General features: G+C 63.1%; 22 protein-coding genes and 1 pseudogene. 15 read left to right on the top strand and 8 right to left on the bottom strand.

Annotated elements, in window-relative coordinates:
- Positions 1-116: 116 nt before the first annotated feature.
- The 6 genes and pseudogenes from NKJ55_RS07995 to NKJ55_RS08015 all read left to right on the top strand — a co-directional run bounded on the left by NKJ55_RS07995 (position 117) and on the right by NKJ55_RS08015 (position 4443).
- Positions 117-611: a flavin reductase gene (locus NKJ55_RS07995; RefSeq protein ID WP_352449411.1), complete on the top strand. Its 495-nt coding sequence runs from the start codon at positions 117-119 to the stop codon at positions 609-611.
- 33 nt (positions 612-644) lie between these two features.
- Positions 645-773 (top strand): annotated as a pseudogene (locus tag NKJ55_RS35600) (AAA family ATPase); the annotation flags it as partial.
- A gap of 63 nt (positions 774-836) precedes the next feature.
- Positions 837-1175: an XdhC family protein gene (locus tag NKJ55_RS08000; RefSeq protein WP_023674738.1), complete on the top strand. Its 339-nt coding sequence runs from the start codon at positions 837-839 to the stop codon at positions 1173-1175.
- A 6-nt stretch (positions 1176-1181) separates the two neighbouring features.
- Positions 1182-1886 carry an XdhC family protein gene (locus NKJ55_RS08005; protein ID WP_352449412.1) on the top strand — a complete coding sequence of 235 codons (705 nt, stop codon included), beginning with the start codon at positions 1182-1184 and terminating at the stop codon, positions 1884-1886.
- Positions 1883-3493, top strand: a complete 1611-nt coding sequence (locus NKJ55_RS08010; protein WP_352449413.1) for an NTP transferase domain-containing protein — start codon at positions 1883-1885, stop codon at positions 3491-3493. The genes NKJ55_RS08005 and NKJ55_RS08010 overlap by 4 nt, the downstream gene beginning before the upstream one ends.
- A gap of 92 nt (positions 3494-3585) precedes the next feature.
- Positions 3586-4443, top strand: a complete 858-nt coding sequence (locus tag NKJ55_RS08015; protein WP_352449414.1) for an alpha/beta hydrolase — start codon at positions 3586-3588, stop codon at positions 4441-4443.
- Here NKJ55_RS08015 and NKJ55_RS08020 read toward each other — a convergent pair.
- Positions 4440-5489 carry a DUF1176 domain-containing protein gene (locus NKJ55_RS08020; protein ID WP_352449415.1) on the bottom strand — a complete coding sequence of 350 codons (1050 nt, stop codon included), beginning with the start codon at positions 5487-5489 and terminating at the stop codon, positions 4440-4442. The two genes, NKJ55_RS08015 and NKJ55_RS08020, sit on opposite strands and share 4 nt — an antisense overlap.
- A gap of 123 nt (positions 5490-5612) precedes the next feature.
- Here NKJ55_RS08020 and NKJ55_RS08025 point away from each other — a divergent pair, with 123 nt between their 5' ends.
- The gene (locus NKJ55_RS08025) at positions 5613-6119 is read left to right on the top strand and encodes a DUF1993 domain-containing protein (protein ID WP_352449416.1); all 507 of its coding nucleotides are present in this window, start codon (positions 5613-5615) and stop codon (positions 6117-6119) included.
- A gap of 45 nt (positions 6120-6164) precedes the next feature.
- Here the strand turns inward: NKJ55_RS08025 and NKJ55_RS08030 are convergent, their stop codons facing one another.
- Positions 6165-6329, bottom strand: a complete 165-nt coding sequence (locus NKJ55_RS08030) for a hypothetical protein (RefSeq protein ID WP_023674744.1) — start codon at positions 6327-6329, stop codon at positions 6165-6167.
- Positions 6330-6713: 384 nt separating this feature from the next.
- Here NKJ55_RS08030 and NKJ55_RS08035 point away from each other — a divergent pair, with 384 nt between their 5' ends.
- Both NKJ55_RS08035 and NKJ55_RS08040 read left to right on the top strand, forming a co-directional pair.
- A complete protein-coding gene (locus NKJ55_RS08035; RefSeq protein ID WP_352449417.1) occupies positions 6714-7781 on the top strand; it encodes an aldo/keto reductase in 1068 nt (355 codons plus the stop codon).
- A 48-nt stretch (positions 7782-7829) separates the two neighbouring features.
- Positions 7830-9095: a cysteine desulfurase-like protein gene (locus NKJ55_RS08040; RefSeq protein ID WP_352449418.1), complete on the top strand. Its 1266-nt coding sequence runs from the start codon at positions 7830-7832 to the stop codon at positions 9093-9095.
- Positions 9096-9113: 18 nt separating this feature from the next.
- On the opposite strand, the gene NKJ55_RS08045 is transcribed toward NKJ55_RS08040, so the two are convergent.
- From NKJ55_RS08045 to NKJ55_RS08065, 5 genes are read right to left on the bottom strand one after another with little or no spacing between them, the layout of a single operon-like run.
- Entirely contained in the window at positions 9114-10145 is a 1032-nt protein-coding gene (locus tag NKJ55_RS08045; protein WP_352449419.1) for a histone deacetylase family protein, read from the bottom strand.
- On the bottom strand, positions 10142-10654 hold the full coding sequence (locus NKJ55_RS08050; protein ID WP_352449420.1) for a GNAT family N-acetyltransferase: 513 nt from the start codon (positions 10652-10654) through the stop codon (positions 10142-10144). Before NKJ55_RS08050 ends, NKJ55_RS08045 begins: the two co-directional genes overlap by 4 nt.
- Positions 10655-10663: 9 nt before the next feature.
- A complete protein-coding gene (gene kce / locus NKJ55_RS08055) occupies positions 10664-11593 on the bottom strand; it encodes a 3,5-dioxohexanoate:acetyl-CoA acetone transferase (RefSeq protein WP_352449421.1) in 930 nt (309 codons plus the stop codon).
- A gap of 7 nt (positions 11594-11600) precedes the next feature.
- The gene (locus tag NKJ55_RS08060) at positions 11601-12968 is read right to left on the bottom strand and encodes an aminotransferase family protein (protein WP_352449422.1); all 1368 of its coding nucleotides are present in this window, start codon (positions 12966-12968) and stop codon (positions 11601-11603) included.
- A gap of 1 nt (position 12969) precedes the next feature.
- On the bottom strand, positions 12970-14610 hold the full coding sequence (locus NKJ55_RS08065; protein ID WP_352449423.1) for a N,N-dimethylformamidase beta subunit family domain-containing protein: 1641 nt from the start codon (positions 14608-14610) through the stop codon (positions 12970-12972).
- A 155-nt stretch (positions 14611-14765) separates the two neighbouring features.
- Here NKJ55_RS08065 and NKJ55_RS08070 point away from each other — a divergent pair, with 155 nt between their 5' ends.
- The 5 genes from NKJ55_RS08070 (at position 14766) to NKJ55_RS08090 (ending at position 17528) form a co-directional block, all read left to right on the top strand.
- Positions 14766-15014, top strand: coding sequence for a ParB N-terminal domain-containing protein (locus NKJ55_RS08070; protein ID WP_352449424.1), 249 nt, complete (start codon positions 14766-14768; stop codon positions 15012-15014).
- A 121-nt stretch (positions 15015-15135) separates the two neighbouring features.
- The gene (locus tag NKJ55_RS08075; protein WP_352449425.1) at positions 15136-15621 is read left to right on the top strand and encodes an SRPBCC family protein; all 486 of its coding nucleotides are present in this window, start codon (positions 15136-15138) and stop codon (positions 15619-15621) included.
- 24 nt (positions 15622-15645) lie between these two features.
- On the top strand, positions 15646-16602 hold the full coding sequence (locus NKJ55_RS08080; protein WP_352449426.1) for an alpha/beta fold hydrolase: 957 nt from the start codon (positions 15646-15648) through the stop codon (positions 16600-16602).
- Between the two features lie 196 nt (positions 16603-16798).
- Positions 16799-17197 carry a GFA family protein gene (locus tag NKJ55_RS08085; RefSeq protein ID WP_352449427.1) on the top strand — a complete coding sequence of 133 codons (399 nt, stop codon included), beginning with the start codon at positions 16799-16801 and terminating at the stop codon, positions 17195-17197.
- A gap of 118 nt (positions 17198-17315) precedes the next feature.
- A complete protein-coding gene (locus NKJ55_RS08090) occupies positions 17316-17528 on the top strand; it encodes a hypothetical protein (protein ID WP_352449428.1) in 213 nt (70 codons plus the stop codon).
- 13 nt (positions 17529-17541) lie between these two features.
- On the opposite strand, the gene NKJ55_RS08095 is transcribed toward NKJ55_RS08090, so the two are convergent.
- Complete coding sequence (locus NKJ55_RS08095) at positions 17542-18456, bottom strand: hypothetical protein (protein WP_352449429.1); 915 nt, start codon at positions 18454-18456, stop codon at positions 17542-17544.
- Between the two features lie 251 nt (positions 18457-18707).
- Between NKJ55_RS08095 and NKJ55_RS08100 the strand changes: the two genes are divergently transcribed.
- Entirely contained in the window at positions 18708-19727 is a 1020-nt protein-coding gene (locus tag NKJ55_RS08100) for a GH25 family lysozyme (RefSeq protein WP_352449430.1), read from the top strand.
- Positions 19728-19914: the final 187 nt, after the last annotated feature.

A 19914-nucleotide genomic window follows, 5' to 3' on the forward strand; every position in this document is an offset into this window, starting at 1 on the left:
AGGCTGGCCAGCTTTGGCGCAACACGCGAATTCGGGATATAGGTCAAGCACTTCGCTTGTGGCCTGCAATATCCCCCCATATATAACGGTTGGTTCTGACTAGTGGAAAATCATCGGTGCTGAAGAAGAATGACATCGGGCCGCAGGCCTACCGCGACGCGATGGCCCATTTTGCTGGCCATGTGCATGTAGTCACCACCGATGGCCCTGCCGGCAGGCGCGGCGCGACGGTGATCGCGGCCTGCTCGGTGTCGGACACGCCGCCAACCATCCTGGTTTGCCTCAATCGTGAAAATCCCAAGAACGAGCCGTTCGTGGAAAACGGCAAATTTGCCCTGAACACGCTGGCTTCGGATCAGGAGCCGCTGTCGATCGGCTTTTCCGGCATTACCGGCCTGCCGGTCGAGGAGCGTTTCGCGTTGGCCGAATGGGATGTGATCTCGACCGGTGCGCCGACGCTGAAGGGCGCGCTCGCCGTCTTCGACTGCGAACTGATCGACTCCAAGGATCTGGCCACCCACCGTGTGCTTTTTGGCCAAGTTACAGGTTTGCGCATCGGCGATAATTTGCGGCCGCTAATCTATCACAACCGCGGCTACCACGCTTTGTAGAGGCTTTCAGATGGCCGCGCCCGCGAAAACAGAATGACCGAGTTGAAAACCGCGTCCGACGCCGCGGACGGTCGACGAGACGCTCGATCTGTTAACCCGTGCGGATTATGTGCGGACCGGTCGCTGGCAACCGTGCTGTTTTTATGCGTTCGGTCGACGCGCGCCCGTGGATCGAGGCTGGCGTGAAGCGCGTCGCATAACCACATGTCTGCCAGGGAGAAAATCATGGAACGCAGTATCTATCTCGATGAGGCCCGCGACCCGCTGATCATCGCGGAGGGCTGGATGAAGGACGGCAAGGATGTCGCCATTGCCACTGTGGTCGAGACCTGGGGCTCGGCGCCGCGCCCGGTCGGCAGCCACCTGGTCATCGATGCGGAAGGCAATTTCCACGGCTCAGTCTCTGGCGGCTGCGTCGAAGGCGCGGTGGTCACCGAGGCGGTCGATGTTATCGATAGCGGCACGGCCAAAATGCTCGAATTCGGCGTCGCAGACGAGACCGCCTGGCAAGTCGGCCTGTCATGCGGCGGCCGCATCAAGGTCTATGTAGAAAGATTGGGTTGATCTCGAATGGATCCCTATGCGCTGAAGACACTCAACGCCGAACGCCGCGCCCGCCGCGCGGCAATCCTGGTCACCGATCTCGACGACGGCCGCGACCGTGTCGTGCGCGAGGGCGACCGGGTAGCCGGCGAACTCGGGGCGGCCATCGCCAAGGCATTTCGCACGGGCAATTCCGGTTCGGTCGAAGCTGAGGGACGGACCTTCTTCCTCAACGCACATCTGCCGCAGCCGCGGCTGGTGGTGATCGGCGCCGTCCACATCAGCCAGGCGCTGGCACCGATGGCCAGGATCGCCGGCTATCCTGTCGAGATCATCGATCCGCGCACGGCCTTTGCCACGCCCGATCGTTTTCCCGATATCGCGCTGCATGCCGAATGGCCAGAGGATGTGCTGACGCGTCAGCCGCTCGATAGCTATACGGCGCTGGCTGCTCTCACCCACGATCCGAAGATCGACGATTCCGCGCTGAAGGCGGCGCTCGACGCCGGCTGCTTTTATGTCGGCGCGCTCGGCAGCCGCAAGACCCACGCCAAACGTGTGGAACGCCTGCTGGCTTCGGGAGCGACCGCCGACCAGATCGCCCGCATTCATGCCCCGATCGGCCTCGACATCGGCGCCGCCAGCCCCGCCGAGATCGCCGTCGCGGTGTTGGCGCAAGCGATCCACGCCTTTCGCTCCCGCGGCCTCGAATCCAAAGGCGCGGTCGCGTGAAATTTGGTCCCGTTGCGATCGATGCGGCCGAAGGGGCAGTGCTGGCGCACGCCACCACAGCCGGAGAGCGCCGCTTCCGCAAGGCGCACAGGCTAAGCGCCGGGGATGTGTCCCTGTTGAAGGCCGCTGGCATTTCCGAGGTCGTAGCGGCGGTGTTGGCGCCCGATGATCTCAGCGAGGACGTCGCTGCCGAAAAGATCGCCGCATCCATGATCCATCGCAACATCGAGGCGAAGCCCGCCGCGACCGGCAGGGTCAACCTCCACGCGCAGGCTGCCGGCATGTTCACCGTCGACGCGGCGATGATCAACGCCATCAACGCCGTCGATCCGACGATCACCATCGCCACGCTCGCGCAGCATGCGCCGGTGGAAAAAGGTCAGATGGTAGCAACGGTGAAGATCATCCCATTTGCGGTCGCCTCCGCTTTGGTCGATGCCGTGGCAAGGATCTGCGCCGGCGGCGAGATATTTGCGGTCAACGCCTATCAGCCGGTGCGCGTCGGCGTCATCCAGACGGTGCTGCCCGGCATCAAACCCAGCGTGCTCGACAAGACGCTGCGCGTCACCGAAGCGCGCCTGGCGCGTTCGGGCGGCAGGCTGACGGCGGAGCGTCGAACCCCGCATGAAATTATCCCCGTCGCCGACGCTGCGGCCTCGCTGATCCGCGACAACGATATGGTGGTTATCTTCGGCGCCTCGGCGATGGCCGATTTCGGCGACGTCGTTCCCGCTGCGATCGAAAAGGCAGGCGGCATTGTCATCCGCGCCGGCATGCCGGTCGATCCCGGCAATCTACTGGTGCTAGGCACTCTAGGCGGCAAGCGCATCATCGGTGCGCCGGGCTGCGCCCGCAGTCCCAAGGAGAACGGCTTCGATTGGGTGCTTGACCGGCTGATCGCCGGTGTCGACGTGACCGCCAGGGATATTGCCGGCATGGGCGTCGGCGGGCTGTTGATGGAAATTCCGACGCGGCCGCAGCCGCGCGAGCCATTGCCGGCCAAAGCCGAACCAAAGGTCGAGATCGTGCTTCTGGCCGCCGGCCGCTCCAGCCGCATGGGCGGGCCGAACAAGCTCTTGGCGCTCTTCGACGGCAAGCCGCTGGTCCGTCGCACCGCCGAACGCGCGGTCGGTTCGAAAGCCGCGGCCACCATCGTCGTCACTGGCCACCAGCGCGAGCGCGTGCGCGATGCACTGTCTGGCCTCGATGTGATCTTCGCCGACAATCCGGATTTCGGCGAGGGTCTGTCTTCGTCGCTGAAGGCCGGCATCGCCAAGATTTCCGGCGACGCCGCCGGCGCCATGATTGTCCTCGGCGATATGCCCGGCGTCGCCTCGGCCGACCTCGACAGGCTGATCGAGGCGTTCTGCAGGTCCGAAGGCCGATCGGTGGTGCGGGCCTCGCACGATGGGCGGCGCGGAAATCCCGTGCTGCTGCCGCGTTCGCTGTTTGCCGCGATCGCTCACCTCGAAGGCGATACCGGGGCCCGCCATCTGGTCGAGGCCGAAGGGCTCGACGTCATCGATGTCGAGATCGGCGAAGGGGCAGCCGTCGATGTCGACACGCGCGAGGCGCTGGAAAGCGCCGGCGGCGTGCTGCAGGATTGACAAACCGAAGCCGAAAAACGCATGGCTGAGGGATGGCCTTTCGTTCCTGCTTCCGGTTCCGCTTGCCCCCCTCTGGCCTCCCGGCCCTGCTGATGGCGATTCTTTTGCAGCTCTTTTGTGTCGCCTACGCCAACGCTCTCGAACTCAAACCCTTCAAGGACGATCTGTTCGCCTATCCGGTCACACTCTCGTCCGAGAGCAACGGCGCCTATACGGTCGTCGATTATCGTGAGCTGCGCGACATCAACGCTCGTGACGAAGTGCCTGAGCGTCGTGTGCACGCGCAATACACCGACACCGGCGTGCGTAAGGTGCAGCAGGATCTATTGCTGCCGACCGATGCAGGCGATGTCCGCCACATTGCCGTCGGCAAGACCGGGGGCGCCAGCATCATCGTGCTTTATCTGCACGGGCAGGGCGGCAGCCGTAAGCAGGGTGCTGACGATTTCACTTTCGGTGGCAATTTCAACCGTATCAAGAACCTGATGGCCGGTAATGGCGGCCTCTATCTGTCGCCGGATTTTTCCGATTTCGGCGACACCGGTGCCGCCCAGATCGCCGCATTGATCGGCCACTATGCCGAACAGTCGCCGCGCGCAAAAATCTTCGTCGCCTGCGGCTCTATGGGCGGCGCGTTGTGCTGGAAGCTGGCCGCCCGCAAGGACACCGGCGGGCGCATCGACGGGCTGCTGCTGCTCGGCTCGCTGTGGGACGAGAGTTTCTTCTCAAGCTCCGCATTCAAGCGCCGTGTGCCGGTCTTCTTCGGCCAGGGCAGCAAGGACCCGGTGTTTCCAATCGAGAAACAGGAAGCCTTCTTCCGATCGATTCTGGGCAAATCGAAAGCCTACCCGACCCGCTTTGTCCGCTTCGAGACCGGCACACATGGCACGCCGATCCGCATGACCGACTGGCGAGGCACACTCAACTGGATGTTATCGAACGTCCCTTAGGGCGCGGTGTTGTAGTCGAGCACGGTCTGCGGGTTGATCTCGCCGTCATAAGAGGCATCGACCTCATACTGCACCAGCGAGAAATTGCCGTGGCGAAACAGGTAGGTGCCGGCCGACGAGGCGTCGCCGACGCCGCGCCACTTGTTCAAGGATGAAATCGTTTTGGTGGCCTCGTCATATTCGGAGTTGACCAACTGGTCGTCAGTCTGGAAGCCGATGATGTTGATGCCCTCGACCTTGCCTTCGCTATTGTTGTTCTCATAGCGAATATCGAGTTCCGGTGACGCGAATTGCAATTGCCGGACGCCCGATACGTCGTCGTAGATGTAATAGACTGCGCTCTCATTGTAGGCGGCCATCGAGCAGAAAAAGCGAAACAGCCGTGTCTCGCGTTCGGGCTCGTTTTCGGCCGCCCCCGCATCCTTGTAGCGGAGCGAGTAGGCGTCCGGCTCTCCTCGCGGATCGCCGCCGGGCATGTCCTTGTCGCACTGGTCGCCATAAGTCGCGGCAAACGCCTTGTTGGCCTGCTCAAGCGCTGCGTCCTTCTTCGGCGGCGGCGGTCCTTCGCCGCAGCTTGCCGGCACGGCATCTTCGAAATCGGCCTTTGAGGGTTTCAGCGCACCCTTGTCGATGAAGATTGCGCGAAATGGCGGTTCCTGGATCGAGGCGTTGATCTGGCGCAGCGTATAGCAGCCGGCAAAGACATTCTCGCTGCCGTCCTTGGCCGTCGCCCGGATGGCGACGGGGACGCTGTAATAGATGCTGCCGGCAGCACCGTCTTCGGATACGCCACCGGTTTTGACTTCGACCGTGTCCGTGCTGTCATAGCCTTTGACGAAGGAATTGAAATCCTTGGCCGGCTTGGTGTCGCCGAAATAGTCCCAGGCGCGCGCGAATTCGTGCCGGCTGATGGCACTATAAAGTGACCGGATGACCGCTTCGGCATTCGACCTGTCGTCGATATAAGGCGCGTCGGCGGCGAGCACCGATTGGCCGGCAATGGCAAGAGAGACAAAAGCGGTCGCTGGAAAAAGGGCGCGTCTCATCGGGAACCTCCACTCGATGAAAAATCCTATCATATCGATTGCGGCGACGTGGTGACGCTTGAACAATCGCCTGCGAAGGCGCTACCTCTCGCCCTCGGCAGTCGGGCCGCGTGGAGATTTCTTGTGACCATATCAATGTATGAAGCATCCGTGCCGGTATTTTCGGCGAGGCTGAAGGCACTAGCCAATGTGCTGAACATTGCCGAGCAAAATGCGGCTGATCGCGAGATCGATCCGCAGGTGTATCTGACGGCGAGGCTGGCGCCGGACATGTTTGCCCTGACTAGGCAGGTACAGATTGCCACCGATCACGCCAAAGGCGCGCCGTCACGGCTTGCGGGACGCGAGGTGCCAAAATACGAGGACAATGAGGCGAACTTCGCTGATCTGCAGGCCCGCCTTACCAAGACGCTCGACTATCTCGCGACATTTTCGGCGGCCGAATTCGATGGTTCAGACGACAGGATAGTCGAACTGCGGCTTGCGGGACGCGAGGTTTCGATGCCGGGGATGCAGTATCTACTGCATGCCGCCATGCCCAATTTCTATTTCCACCTGACCACCGCCTACGACATCCTGCGCCACAACGGCGTGCCATTGGGCAAGTCGATCTTCCTCGGATCGCGTTGAGATCCGCTCGGGAGATATCCGCCACGGCGGATATCTCACGGTTGTTTAGCGCAGGGACATTTCCCGGGCGATGCGCGGGAAATCGGCCGGCTTGACGCCGATATCGGCGCGATCGGCATTGCTCATCGAATGGAGCAGCGCCAGTGCCGCACGATAACGCAGCTGTTCCCGCGGACGCGGACGGGCGAACATTTCAGTGAAGAATCCCATGATTCAAGCCCCTTATTGAACCTCCACGGCCGTCAATATAGGCAGATCATGACAATTGTGCAGTGCAGCATTCGCATGGCAGCCATGCTGCCCTGATCTTTTTTGACATAATTCGGCTGTTCCCGCGAAACTTCTGTGGTGCTTCGACCGTAGGCCTCAGTGCCGGCACTTGGCCGGTTTTTCCTCGCCATTCCTGGCGAACTTCCGGACTGCATTCACATGCAGTCCGGCTTTTTTGTTAACCGCAGGGAAAAACTCCGTTCGCCGGCATCCTGGGAAAGTCGCCTGGCCTGCCGTCGGTGGGCTTGGAAGCGGGCGACGCTTTCCTGTATGCTATTGCTTCCTCCTCGCGCAGCCGCGCAAAATTCCCGCCGGAGAAACTCCATGCACAAACGCCGTCTCGGCCAGACCGATCTTTTCGTGTCGCACATCTGCCTCGGATCGATGACCTGGGGCCAGCAGAACACCGAGGCGGACGGTCACGCCCAGATGGATCTGGCGTTTGCGCGCGGCGTCAATTTCATCGACACCGCCGAACTCTATCCGATCCCGCCCAAGGCGGAGACACAAGGCCGTACCGAGACATTCATCGGCAATTGGATGAAGGCGAAGCGCAATCGCGACCAGGTGATCATCGCCTCGAAGGTAGTTGGTCGCACCGCCAACACTTGGTTTCGCGGCGACCGCCCGTCTAAGCTGGTGCGCGCCGATATCTTCGACGCTATCGATAAGTCACTCGCCAGGCTCAACACCGATTACATCGACCTCTATCAGATCCATTGGCCGGAACGCGACGTGCCGTGGGGCGCCAATCCGAACCGCATCGGCGCCGTACCGCGACGCTCCGATGCCGCCGGCGTGCCGGAAGGCGAGACGCCGATCGCCGAGACGCTTGCCGTATTTGATGAACTGGTGAAGGCCGGCAAGATCCGCCATTTCGGCCTGTCGAACGAGAATTCCTGGGGCGTCATGCGTTTCATCGCCGAAGCCGACAAGGGCCTCGGCCCGCGCGTCGCCTCGGTGCAGAACGCCTATAATTTCGTCAATCGCACCTTCGAGGTGAACCTTGCCGAAGTCTGCGAGCGCGAGCAGGTGTCGCTGCTTGCCTATTCGCCGCTGGCGCAGGGCTATTTGACCGGCAAATACGATCATGGCGCGCGGCCGCAGGGCTCGCGCTCGCAGTTGTTCAATCGCGGCCAGCGCTACGAGACGCCGAATGCTGCCGAGGTGCAGCTCGAATACAACCGGTTGGCGCGCACCTTCGGCATGGAGCCGGCGCTGTTTGCCAATGCCTATGTCTCGAACCGGCCCTTGGTCACCTCGAACATCATCGGCGCCACCACCATTTCGCAACTCGAAATGGCGCTCTCTTCCGCCGACGTGGTCTGGACCGAGGACATGCAGAAAGCCGTTGACGCGATCCACCAGCGCGTCGGCAATCCGTGCCCTTGATGCGTCGGGACGTGGTTGTCCGATCGTCATAAGGAGAGGGGAACAGCCGTGGACTTCCGGATCGACGCGGTGCGCGCGAAATTTCCGGCTTTGTCGCTGACCGACAAGGGCCGCCGGCGCATCTATCTCGACAATCCTGCCGGCACGCAGGTGACGCAGGCGGTGGCGGACGCAGTATCGCGTTGCTTGCTGACCACCAATGCCAACCTCGGCGGCTTCTTCGAGACCACCGTTGCAGCACAAGACATCGTGGACGAGGCCCACCTGGCGATGGCGGATTTTCTCGGCGCTGCGAGCCCGCAGGAAATCATCATCGGTGCCAACATGACGACATTGACCTACCACATGTCGCGAACGCTCGGCCGCACGATGAAGCCCGGGGACGAGATCATCCTCACCCGCATGGACCATGAGGGCAACGTCTCGCCCTGGCTGCAACTGGCAGAAGACCTTGGCCTTGTCGTGCGCTGGCTGCCTTTCGACCAGCAGAGCTGGCAGATCGAGGAGGCGGCGCTCGCCGCGCTGCTTTCCGAGAGGACGCGGCTCCTCGCGCTCAACTACGCCAGCAATCTCACCGGGTCGATCAACCGGGTGAAGGCGTTGACCGGCATCGCCAGGCGGGCTGGTGCGTTGGTCTACGTCGATGCCGTCCAGTTCGCGCCGCATGGCCTGATCGACGTCCAAAACCTCGGCTGCGATTTCCTGATCTGCTCGGCTTACAAGTTCTTCGGCCCGCATATGGGAATTTTGTGGGGCAGGCTGGACGTTATCGATGCGCTTAAGCCGTATAAATGCCGTTGCTCGTCCAATGCCTTGCCGGAGCGCTTCGAGCTTGGCACGCCGCAAATTGAATTGATGGCCGGCCTGTCGGCGGCTGTCGATTATTTTGCCGAGTTGGGCGCGGCAGCCGGCGCGCAAGGATCGCGTCGGTTGAAAATCGCCAAGGCCTTCGAAGTTTCAATCGCTTACGAGAACCCGCTGACGCGACAGCTGATCGGCGGTCTGTCGGATATTGCCGGCCTGACCATCCACGGCATCACCGATCCGAAGCGGATCAATGAGCGTGTGCCGACGGTGTCGTTCACTGTCGAAGGCATCGTGCCGGAGACGATCGTACGGCAGATGAATGCCGAAAACATCTTCCTGTGGTCCGGCCACAACTACGCCTGGGAGATCGTCCACCAGCTCGGCATTCCGGCCGAGCAGGGGGTGGTGCGCATCGGCATCGCTCATTACAACACTTCAGCCGAAATCGACGAGACGCTGGAGAGCGTGCATCGCGTTGTCGCCATGCTGAGGCAGGAACGATCCTGAGCGGCCCTCGCGGGCGGATCATCGCTTGTGGGCGCCGCCAAAACCGGTGAGGAAGGCGGTGAGATTGTCGCCGAGCTCGTCGCAGAGATAGCCGCCTTCCTGGACGATGACCGTTGGCAGGCCGAGCCCGGCGATCACCTCGCCAATGCGCGAAAAACCAGGCGTGCTCACCGACAGCCCGCCGAACGGATCGCCTTCGAAGGCATCTAGCCCCAGCGCCACCACAAGCGCATCGGGCGAGAAGGCGTTGATGCGCTGGAACGATGCCTCCAGCGCTTCGAGGAACGCTGCATCGCCGGATTTGCGCGGCAGCGGCAGGTTGAGATTGTAGCCGAGGCCGGCGCCTTCGCCGCGCTCGTCGCCATAGCCCCAGAAAAACGGGTAGAAGCGCACCGGGTCGGCATGCAGCGACACGGTGAGCACGTCCGGCCGGGCATAGAAGATGCCTTGCGTGCCGTTGCCGTGGTGCAGGTCGACATCGAGGATCGCCACCCGCGCCGCCTGCTTGCGCAGAACCTGTGCAGCGACGGCCGAATTGTTGATGAAGCAGAAGCCGCCGGCGACATCGGCAAAGGCGTGATGGCCGGGCGGCCGGCACAGCGCATAGGCGGCCGGCGCTCCCGACATCACCGCCTCGGCGGTTTCAACCGCGCTCCAGGCGCTCCAAAGCGCGCTCTGCCACGTCTCGCTGGAGATCGGGCAGGCGGTGTCGGCCATGTGGTAGCCGGCCTGGCCGACCGCCGAGGCCGGATAGGAGCCGTTCCGCGCGATCGGATGGATATTGGGGATGACCTCGGCCGAGGCGCCCTCGATGCGCTGCCAGCGCGCGAAGATATGCTGGAGAAAATCGAGGTATTCCGGCGTATGCACCGCCGCAATCGGGCAGAGCCCGTGATCCCGCGGCCGTTCGATCGTGCAGCCGGCAGCCTTTGCGCCGGCCAACAATCGCTCGACCCGTTCCGGCCTTTCCGGATTGGGCTGCGGCGCGCCGCTTGAGAGGAACGCCTTCGGGTCGTGGCGCTTCTGTTCTTCGGCATAGAAGGCTTTCATGTTGGCTCCTCCGGTGCATCGGCGAAGGCGAAAAAGGCGTCGCCGACGATCTTCTGCACCTGCTCGTAGCTCGACCAGGCAATGCCCAACCGTTCGTAAAAAGCCTTGGCGGTCTCGTTGTCGGTATCGACGGACAGCCTGAGATAGACGCCGCCTGCCTTCCGGCATTGCGCCGCGACCCGGCGCAGCAGGCGCTCGCCGATCCTGCGGCCGCGAAACCGGTCCTCGACATAGAGATCCTGCACATAGACGCCGGGCCGGCCCATCCATGTCGAGAAGATTGGAAAATGCAGACAAAGCCCGGCAAACTCGCCGCCGACCTCGGCGATCAGGGTCGAGAAGGCAGGCTTCTCGCCAAAGCCATAGGTGCGGAGATCCTGAGCTGTCGAGGTGATCTCCTGATGTGCGCCGACATGCGCGCCGAGCCGCAGGAGCGCGGCGTGGATGGTTTCGACGTCCTCAACCCGGCCGGGGCGGATGACAATGTCTCTTGACGGTGGGTTGGTCACGGCCGCATCTCAGAACGCCACGCGGTCGCCGCCTTTGAGCGCCAGCATCTGCCGCGCCTCGGCCGGCGTCGCGACGTCCAGCGACAATCCGTCGAGCACGCTGCGGATGCGGCGCACCTGGTCGGCATTGGACTTGGCGAGTTGGCGCCCGTCGTAGAGGCTGTCCTCCAGCCCGACGCGGACGTTGCCGCCCATTGTCGCCGCAATCGAGATCATCGGCATCTGGTGGCGTCCGGCGGCCAGCACCGAAAACCGGTAGCTGTCGCCGAACAGTTTGTCGGCGATGCGCTTCATGTGGACCAGGTTTTCTGGATCGGCGCCGATACCACCCAATATGCCGAGCACGAATTGGATGAACAATGGTCCCGAGACCAGCCCGCGGTCGCGGAAATGCGCAAGCGAATAGAGATGGCCGATATCGTAGCACTCGAATTCGAAACGCGTGCCACAGCCGCGCCCAAGCTTTTCCAGTACCGTCTCCATATCGGCAAAGGTGTTCTTGAAGATCGTGTCACGGGTAGCCTCGAGCAGCTTCGGCTCCCATTCGTGCTGCCATTCTCGCGGCCGCTCGAGCATCGGGAACAGCGCAAAATTCATCGACCCCATATTGAGCGAACACATTTCCGGCTCGGCCCTGAGCGGCGCGGCCAGCCGCTGGTCGAGCGTCATCAGCGACGATCCGCCGGTGGTGATGTTGATCACCGCATCGGTCGCCTGCTTGATGCGCGGCAGAAACTGCATGAACACCTCGGGGTCGGCGGTCGGCCGCCCATCCTTGGGGTCGCGGGCATGGAGATGCAGGATCGAAGCGCCGGCCTCGGCGGCGGCGATCGCGTCTGCGGCGATCTGGTCCGGCGTCACGGGCAGATGCGGCGACATCGATGGCGTGTGCACCGACCCGGTGACGGCACAGGTGATAATGACTTTGCGCGGTGCCATGGTCGCCTCAACCTTCGACCGGCAGGTCGAGCTCGCTGGCCAGCACCTCGAGCGAGTCGCCGATGATGGATATGATCTCGCCGATCTGCGCGGCGGTGACGATCATCGGCGGCGCGACCATGAAATTGTCGCCGTCGACACCGCCCTTGACCTTGCGTCCGTAGATGATCAGGCCGCGCTCGTAGGCGAGGTCGAGCAGCCGCTGGGTGGCCTTCTTTGCCGGCTCGATCGGCCTCAGAGTGTCGGGATCCGCAAGCATCTCGGCACCGGTGAGCAGGCCCTTGCCGCGGACGTCGGCGATGAACGGAAACCGCTTCGCCAATCGCTTCAGCTCGTCCATCAATAGCTCGCCCATGACAGCCGCGTTGGCGATCAGGCCGAGACGGTCCATCTCGCCGAGCACGGCGAGCCCGGCGGCGCAGGCGAGCGGATTGCCGGCATAGGTATGGCCGTGCTGGAAGCCGCCCGACGCGAGCAATGGCTGCACCAGCCGCATCGGTGCCGCCAGCGCGCCGAGCGGCGCGTAGCCAGAGCCCAGCCCCTTCGACAGCGCGACGATGTCGGGCTTGCAGTTCCAGTGGTCGCCGCCGAGGAATTTTCCGGTGCGGCCGGCACCGCTCATCACTTCGTCATGGATGAGCAGGATGCCGTAGCGATCGCAGATCTCGCGGATGCGCGGATAGTAGCTGTCCGGCGCCACCAGTGCTGCCGTGGCAGCGCCGCCGACTGGCTCCATGATGAAGGCGAGCACGCTCTGCGGTCCCTCGGCGAGAATCTTTTCCTCCAGCATGTCGGCGTAGCGGATGCCGCGCTGTTCCATCGAAAGATTGTCGCGGTCGCGCCAGGCGATGGGCGCCGGCACCGTCGGCATCATCTGCATCATCGGCACAAATGTTTCGGACAGCGCATCGTCGCCGGTAACGGCGAGCGCGCCGAGCGTGCCGCCATGATAGGACGGAAAGCGCGTGATCACCTTCCAGCGGCTGGGCTGGCCGGTGGCGACCGCCCATTGCCGCGCCAGCTTGATGCAGGATTCGATCGCTTCCGAGCCGCCGGAGACAAAGAAGATGCGGTCCATGCCCTCGGGGAGTTTGGCCGCCAGCTGCCGCGCGAGCTCCTCGGCCGGTTCGTTCTCGAAATGCAGGCGGTAGGCGAAGGTGGCGCGGTCCATCTGCCGTTTCATCGCGTCGAGCACGTTGCGATTGGAGTGGCCGATATTGGCAACCATCGGACCGCTCGATCCGTCGATGAAGCGGCGGCCATCCTGCGTCCACATGTAGATGCCTTCGGCGCGGTCGATCAGCGGCCGGCGCAGGCTGGATAGATAAAACAGATGCGAGGCTTCGCGAGTTTCCGGGGCAGGAGACTTCAACATGTCATGGCTTTCCAAGATAGCGGTCGAGGACATTTCTGGTGACGCGCTCGACCATCGCATCCTGCCTTAGCAGGCCGGCAACCCATTCGCAGCTTCCGGCGTGAAACACCTCGCCTTTGCCGCGCCGGAAATTGACGATCATGCCGTTGCCGCGTTTGACCTTGTCGAGGTTGGCATCGCTTGCCTCGCCGAACAGCGTCTCGGCGGTGAAGCGTCCGTCCTCGTCGCCGAGGAACTGGTCCTCGAACCCAATGTCGGCGCTTTCCTCGACCTGGCTCGCCATGCCGACCGCGAGCACCTGTAGCCCATCCGGTGCGCCGCTTGTGGCTGTGGGGTACGGCAGGCCGCCGCGGATCTCGAAGTCGAGCCCGTCGACCTCGTAGCCATAGACGTGGCTGTCGGCGCCGAGCAGGTCGCCATAGTAGATGCCGGTACCGGCAAACGCCCAATGCTCCGGCCGGTAGACCGGAAAGCCGCGTACGCCGCGCGGCGCGCAGCCGCCCCAGCCGGCATAGACGCCTCTTGTCGCGTTGAGGCCGAAGGTCGCCGCACCAGGCCGGCCGATTTCCGGCGCTTCCCAGGAATTGGTGGCGCGCCTTATATCGCCGCCGCGATAGGCCGGGTCCTCGGCGCGGGCGCGGTATTTGTAGCAGACCTGCCGGCGGCCTTCGTCCTCCAGCCTGGTCTGCCACATGAAATTGCCGGCAAAGCGCGCCGCATGACCGCCGCGCTCGACATAGGTGTCGACCGCATCGCGCATTTCCCAGGTCCAATATTCGTCGTGGCCGACGAAGACGACGCAGTCATAGCCATCGAGAATGTCGGGCGAAAAATGCAGATCGTGCTGGCTGGCGAGATCGACGGCGTAGCCGGCACGCTCGGCGAAGCGGAAGAAATGGCTGTCGTAGCTTGCCCAGCCGGACGAGGCGTATTTCTTCGAATGGCCGGTGGCAAAGGCCCATTCCATATGCGGATAGCGCGGCACGGTTTTCGGCGGCACGGCGACTTCGAGCGGCACGCGCGGCGCGTCCCTGGGCAGCTCGACGAACCCGCGGCACCACGGCCGCTGCGTCGACACCATTCGTGCATATTGGTCCCGGCCTGGCCCGGTGATGCCTTCGTAATGGTTGGAACCGCCCCATGTGTTGTAGGCGAGCCAGGTGCCGGTGGCCGCGACCTGCAGTACGCGGCCGGGTTTCTTGCCGGGCTGCGGCGAGACGATGAAAAGGTGATGACAGCGGATCGGCTTGCCGTCGCGACCATCGGCTTCAAGCGTGACGCGATAGGCGCCGGATGGCCAGTCGTCGCCGATGCGAAACTCGAACGACGCTTGCCAGCCGCAGCCTTCGACCGAACATTGGTCCGGCGTATCTTGCCAGCGCGCCGCGATGCCGGTCCCTTCGAACATTGTCGTTTCCGCGCCGCCGTCGCGGATGATCGCGATGCCGAAACCGGCGGCCGTCGAACTGACATGCAGTGCCACCATGTCGCCAGGACGGTAGGAAAAACGGTCGCTGTAGCACCAGATTTCGCCGCGCCTGCCATCCATACCGGGCCATTCCCAGTAATGGGTGCGCACCGCCTGGCGTCGCTGCTCCGGCGTCAGTCCGAAATCGGGAAACTCGGTCGGCAGATGGTTCATGGACACCGCTAAGGTCGAAGGCCGCCATTTCGGCCATCCGCCGGCCAAGCGTCAATTGGAAACGATCGGGCCAGCCGTTGCCGGGCGCTCCCTTGGCCTTGCCGGACAAACAGACTATCTCACAAAGGGCGGCCTTGTCCGCCACGGGAGCCGATATGCTGAGAGTGCAAAAGGTCAGGGTCAACGATATCTACGTGCCGACGGCGCGCAAGAAGACGCTGCATCCCGAGACCGTCCGCCATCTGGCCGAGGACATTCTGGAAAACGGCATGAAGATGCCGATCCAGGTGCGCCATGACGGCAAGCGCCATGTCCTGGTCGAAGGGTTGCATCGGCTGGAAGCGGCCAAGTGGCTCGGCGAGACCGAGATCGACGCCTATCTGGTGCAAGCCAAGCGCCACTGAAGCCACTTATTTCCGTCGTTCGAATCTCCTGTCCCGCGGATTTTTTCGCGGACCGTGTCGGCTTGCGTCTTGTCGGTTCGTCCTAGACACGGAAGCCAAAACCGACGTGTGAGGAAACTTCATGACCACCAAGCTCGACATCGCCCCCAACTCCGATCGCGAGCTGGTTCTCGCCCGCATCATCGATGCGCCGCACGAGAACGTCTATCGCCGCTGGACCGAGCCAAGGCTGTTGACGCAATGGTTCTCGCCGAAGCCGTGGATGACCCCGCGCGCCGAAATGGATGTGCGGACCGGTGGCTCCACCCTTGTCGTCATGGCCGATCCCGACGGCAAGGAGTTCCCGAATCCAGGCATCTTCCTCGAAGTCGTACCGGGCAAAAAGCTCGTCTTCACCGATGCCTATACGAAGGCGTGGGAGCCGTCCGAAAAGCCGTTCATGACGGTCGTGCTGACCTTCGAGGACGAGGGCGAGGGCAAGACCCGCTACATTGCCCGCGTCGCGCATTGGTCGGTCGCCGACCGCGAAGAGCACGAGAAAATGGGTTTTCACGACGGCTGGGGCCAGTGCGCCGAACAGCTTGAGGAGGTCGCCAAGCGACTTTGATGCAAACGGGAGAGGGAGACTGACGTGTCCAGATCGGTATTTTTCGCCATTTTCGCCTCGGCCGCCGCGCTATTTGCCGCGCCGGGCACCATCGACGCAGAGGAGGCCAAGCCCGCCATGACGACCGCAACCGCAACACTGCCGACGCCGGAAAAATCCGGCCTGCTGCCGATCAACGGCCTGAACTATTATTACGCCGTCTATGGCAAGGGCGAGCCGCTGCTTCTGCTGCATGGCGGTCTCGGCACGACCGACATGTTCGCGCCGATCCTGCCGAAGCTTACCGACAACCGCACCGTGATCGGGGTCGACCTGCAGGGCCATGGCCGCACCGCGCTCGGCGACCGGCCGCTCAGCCTGGAGGCGATGGGCGACGACATGGCGGCGGTCGTCAAGGCACTCGGCTACGACAAGATCGACGTCATGGGTTATTCGCTGGGTGGCGGCGTCGCCTTCCGCATGGCCGTGCAGCATCCCGAAACGGTGCGCCGCCTGGTGCTGGTCTCGACCGGCTACGCCGCGGACGGCTTCTATGCCGAAATGCGTGGTCAGCAGGCACAAGTCGGTGCGGCGATGGCCGACATGATGAAGGACACGCCGATGTACAAATCCTACGTCGCGGTCGCGCCGCATCCGGAGGATTTTCCGAAACTGCTCGACCAGCTCGGCGCCTATATGCGCAAGGACTACGATTATTCCGCCGACGTGCCGAAGCTGAAAATGCCGGTCATGCTGGTGTTCGGCGACAGCGACATGTACCGGCCCGAGCACGAGATCAAGTTCTACCAGATGCTTGGCGGCGGGTTGAAGGACGCCGGCTGGATGCGCGAGAACCTGTCGCAGAACCGCCTGGCGATCGTGCCGAACCGCACCCACTACGATGTGTTCTTCGCGCCGGAACTGACAGCTGCCGCGCTGCCGTTCCTCAATGGCCAGACCAAGGTCAAGACCTGGGACGAGGTCGTCAACGAAACGAACTGACGCCCAGTCAATTGTCTGCCGGCCGTCTTCCGCGAGATGGCCGGCATTTCGCCCATGGGGCCTTGGCCCGGCGCATCGGCCAATCGTGTATTGGCCGCATCACAGCTATAGATGGCGCCATCAAAGCTTTTCAATTGACGCTGCCACGCCTATCGATAGGTATGCCGCCTATCCTCACAGGGCAGGGACGCGGGTGATGGCAAGATATCAGGGCGGGTGTTTGTGCGGCGCGGTGCGCTACCGCGCCGAGGCGGCACCGATCAATGAGCGCGTCTGCCATTGCCGGTTGTGCCAGAAGGCGGTGGGTGCCGCCTTCAATGCGCGCGTGCTGTTCCGCATCGATGATGTGACGGTCGACGGACCGCTGGCGACGGTGAATTCCTCGCCCGATCTCAAGCGCGGCTTTTGCCCGCGCTGCGGCACGACGATGTTTTCCCGGCGCGACTCCGCCGGCATTATCGGCATCACCACCGGCTCGCTCGATGATCCCTCGGTGTTCAGGCCTGAGATGCATATCTGGACCGCCTCGAAGCAGCCCTGGGTGCAGATCGACGACGGCCTGCCGCAGTTTGAAGGCGCGCCACCTCCGGCTTGAGGTGGAATCTGGACAAAATTTAATCCGAAGCGACACGAGATAGCCGGCAAAGCGTCATTGGCGGGCCATCATTGCTGCCTATCTATTGCGTGCGGGCAGGCAGTCGAGGAGGCGACGGATGAACGACAGCATCAACACCCTGGATGAACTCTTGAGCGATCCGATGATCAAGCTGGTAATGGAGCGCGACCGCGTGCAACCGGCACAACTTCGCACGTTGCTCGAAGAAAAGGTCCGCCGGGTAGACGATGATGCGCCGGTCAACGATCGCTTTGTACCGCCGGCCCACCTCATGGCCACGACCTGTCACAAGCTGTGGCTGTGCGGCTAGGGTCTTGAAGCGGTCAGCCGGAATTTGCCGGCAAATAGCTGTAATGGCTGCGGAAATAGGCAAGCTTGAAGCCGAGGCGTGCATAGTTGCGGTAGGCTGGCCCGTCACGTTCGGCGCGCGGCGCCTCGATGTCGGCCACGAACAGTTTTGCACCGGCCGCAAGTCCGTCGCGCACCATCGCTTCGCCGAGCATTGCATCGAGGTCGAAGCTCGGCGCCATGATGCCGGGAACCGGCGCGTCGATGCCGCTCCAGGCCATGCCGTCGGCACCGATGAACATCGAGCGCACCGCCGCCACCGCGCCGTCCCGCCGCAGCATGTAATGCTGCCAGCCGCGTCGGCCGGCCAGCGCCAGCAACCACGGTGAGGTCGGCAACCGATATTGGCTGTCGATGAACCCGGCCCATTCCCTTGCCGTTGCCGGCGTCACCCGCTCGACCGAGACGTTCTCAGTCGGGAAAAGCGGCTCCGCTGGCAATGGCGCGGCGTCGCGAAAGATGCGTTCCCAGCCGCCCTGACGCTGCAAGCCGCGCGCCTCGAGCCAGCAGCTGAGCGTCGCCGGCTCGGTATGTGGATTGGTGTAGAACCAGGGCCGCAGAATGCCGGCGTCGCGATAATGCGCCAGAAGCGCGTCGAGCCGGCTCTCGGTGGCTGCGCTATCGACACCGAGATTCTTGACGCAGTTGAAATGGATGAACGGGATCGTCGTGCAGGTGGTCCAGACGAGATCGCCATCTTCGGCGATGGCAAGGCCTTGCCTTGCGGCAAAGTCTGCCGGGGCGGCGCGATAGAGGTCGAGCCAGGCATCGACCTCGGCGCGTTCGATGACGCGGCTGAGATCGCCAGATATCTCGTCGATCCCGATGGCGGGCGAGCATGGCTCCGGCGGGACTACGGGCTGCAATTCCGACAGGGCGGTGGGCTGCATGACGTCCTCCACGTGGTGCCTTACACCGTAAGATTAGTAGAGACTAATCTCATGCCGTGAGTTGTCAAGCCGAGGCAGCGACGTGGCCGAACATTGGAGGGACAGCACACCTCCGCCCGGCCAACGTCCCGCTGCAAAGCTCTAACAATTCGATTCAAACTTTGTTGGTAGTTTCTTGTTAAGAATCCAGCTTGGTTTGTCCGGCGGCGTTGTCCTGCCTTCGGTCTGTTGTGTTTTGCGTACAGGTCCAGATGCGGTTATCAGGCGTCGTCATCTTTTCGATCGCAGCGCTGTGCCTTGCCGGCTGCACGTCGACCTCCGGCGTCGATGCGCTGCAAGTGCCGTCCAGCGAGACCACCAGCTCGGTTGTGCGCCCCCCCGCGCCGGTGGCATCTGCTGCGAAAACTGATGCTGCGCCCGCCTTCGCGGAACAGGAGCAGGACGAACAGCCGGTCGCTACATTGGAGCCCGACCAAAGCATCGATCCGCCGGCCGAGGTCATCGCGCTGGTGTCGCCGCCGAAGCGGCTGACACGCGCAGCACCGGCGATGCTTGCCGAGCCGGTCACGCGCTATGGTTTTCGCGACGCCAAGCCGATCAATTTCGGCAAGGCATCCTCGCCGAGGCGCCTTGCCGTCCATGGCGTCGACGTTTCGCGCTGGCAGGGCAATGTGAACTGGCAAAAGCTGCGCGCCCAGGGCGCCAACTTCGCCTACATCAAGGCGACCGACGGCGGCGATCATCTCGACCCGATGTTTACCAGGAACTGGCGCAGTGCCGACGCCGCCGGCCTCAAGCGCGGCGCCTATCACTTCTTCTATTGGTGCCGCACCGCCGGCGAGCAGGCCGACTGGTTCATCCGCAATGTGCCGAGGGTCGAGGGCGCGCTGCCGCCGGTGATCGACGTCGAGTGGAACGGCGACTCCAGCTGCAAGCGCCGCCCGTCGCGGCAAAAGGTGCTGGAGAAGATGCAGGTGTTCATGGACAAGCTCGAGCGCTACTACGGCCAGCGCCCAATCATCTACACCGCGCCTGACTTCTACCGTGACAATCTCAGGGGCGCCTTCCCAGATTATCCATTCTGGCTGCGCGCCGTGGCGGCGCACCCATCAAAGGTTTATCCCGGCCGCAAATGGCTGTTCTGGCAATATTCCGGCTCCGGCCTGTCGCACGGCGTAAGAGGCCGCATCGACCTCAACGTGTTCCGTGGCGATGAGCGCGCCTGGCGCGACTGGACTGGCGGACGGCAGATGGTGGCCGAGGCGGAATGAGGGCGGTCGCGCCTATTCCAGCTTTGGTGGATTTAGCCGAAGCCTCTCCGCGGTCGTCATCCTAGGGCGGAGCAGGAGCGAAGCGACGTCGCGCAGACCCTAGGATCCATATGTGGACGGCGCCCTGCCTGCAACGGTTGTTTTGCGTCGTTTTCGATCGCTTGCGTCCATATGTCCGGCCTTTGAG

The organism is Mesorhizobium sp. M0106 (genome assembly GCF_040322715.1).
In the GTDB taxonomy this organism is placed as follows: Bacteria; Pseudomonadota; Alphaproteobacteria; order Rhizobiales; family Rhizobiaceae; genus Mesorhizobium.

Excerpts from the sequence above, each read along its gene's own strand:
- NKJ55_RS08000 (WP_023674738.1), top strand. The coding sequence starts at position 837 with ATGGAACGCAGTATCTATCTCGATGAGGCCCGCGACCCGCTGATCATC.
- NKJ55_RS08005 (WP_352449412.1), top strand. The coding sequence starts at position 1,182 with ATGGATCCCTATGCGCTGAAGACACTCAACGCCGAACGCCGCGCCCGC.
- NKJ55_RS08015 (WP_352449414.1), top strand. The coding sequence starts at position 3,586 with ATGGCGATTCTTTTGCAGCTCTTTTGTGTCGCCTACGCCAACGCTCTC.
- NKJ55_RS08020 (WP_352449415.1), bottom strand. The coding sequence starts at position 5,489 with ATGAGACGCGCCCTTTTTCCAGCGACCGCTTTTGTCTCTCTTGCCATT.
- NKJ55_RS08030 (WP_023674744.1), bottom strand. The coding sequence starts at position 6,329 with ATGGGATTCTTCACTGAAATGTTCGCCCGTCCGCGTCCGCGGGAACAG.
- NKJ55_RS08035 (WP_352449417.1), top strand. The coding sequence starts at position 6,714 with ATGCACAAACGCCGTCTCGGCCAGACCGATCTTTTCGTGTCGCACATC.
- NKJ55_RS08045 (WP_352449419.1), bottom strand. The coding sequence starts at position 10,145 with ATGAAAGCCTTCTATGCCGAAGAACAGAAGCGCCACGACCCGAAGGCG.
- kce (WP_352449421.1), bottom strand. The coding sequence starts at position 11,593 with ATGGCACCGCGCAAAGTCATTATCACCTGTGCCGTCACCGGGTCGGTG.
- NKJ55_RS08060 (WP_352449422.1), bottom strand. The coding sequence starts at position 12,968 with ATGTTGAAGTCTCCTGCCCCGGAAACTCGCGAAGCCTCGCATCTGTTT.
- NKJ55_RS08065 (WP_352449423.1), bottom strand. The coding sequence starts at position 14,610 with ATGAACCATCTGCCGACCGAGTTTCCCGATTTCGGACTGACGCCGGAG.
- NKJ55_RS08070 (WP_352449424.1), top strand. The coding sequence starts at position 14,766 with ATGCTGAGAGTGCAAAAGGTCAGGGTCAACGATATCTACGTGCCGACG.
- NKJ55_RS08075 (WP_352449425.1), top strand. The coding sequence starts at position 15,136 with ATGACCACCAAGCTCGACATCGCCCCCAACTCCGATCGCGAGCTGGTT.
- NKJ55_RS08085 (WP_352449427.1), top strand. The coding sequence starts at position 16,799 with ATGGCAAGATATCAGGGCGGGTGTTTGTGCGGCGCGGTGCGCTACCGC.
- NKJ55_RS08090 (WP_352449428.1), top strand. The coding sequence starts at position 17,316 with ATGAACGACAGCATCAACACCCTGGATGAACTCTTGAGCGATCCGATG.
- NKJ55_RS08095 (WP_352449429.1), bottom strand. The coding sequence starts at position 18,456 with ATGCAGCCCACCGCCCTGTCGGAATTGCAGCCCGTAGTCCCGCCGGAG.
- NKJ55_RS08100 (WP_352449430.1), top strand. The coding sequence starts at position 18,708 with ATGCGGTTATCAGGCGTCGTCATCTTTTCGATCGCAGCGCTGTGCCTT.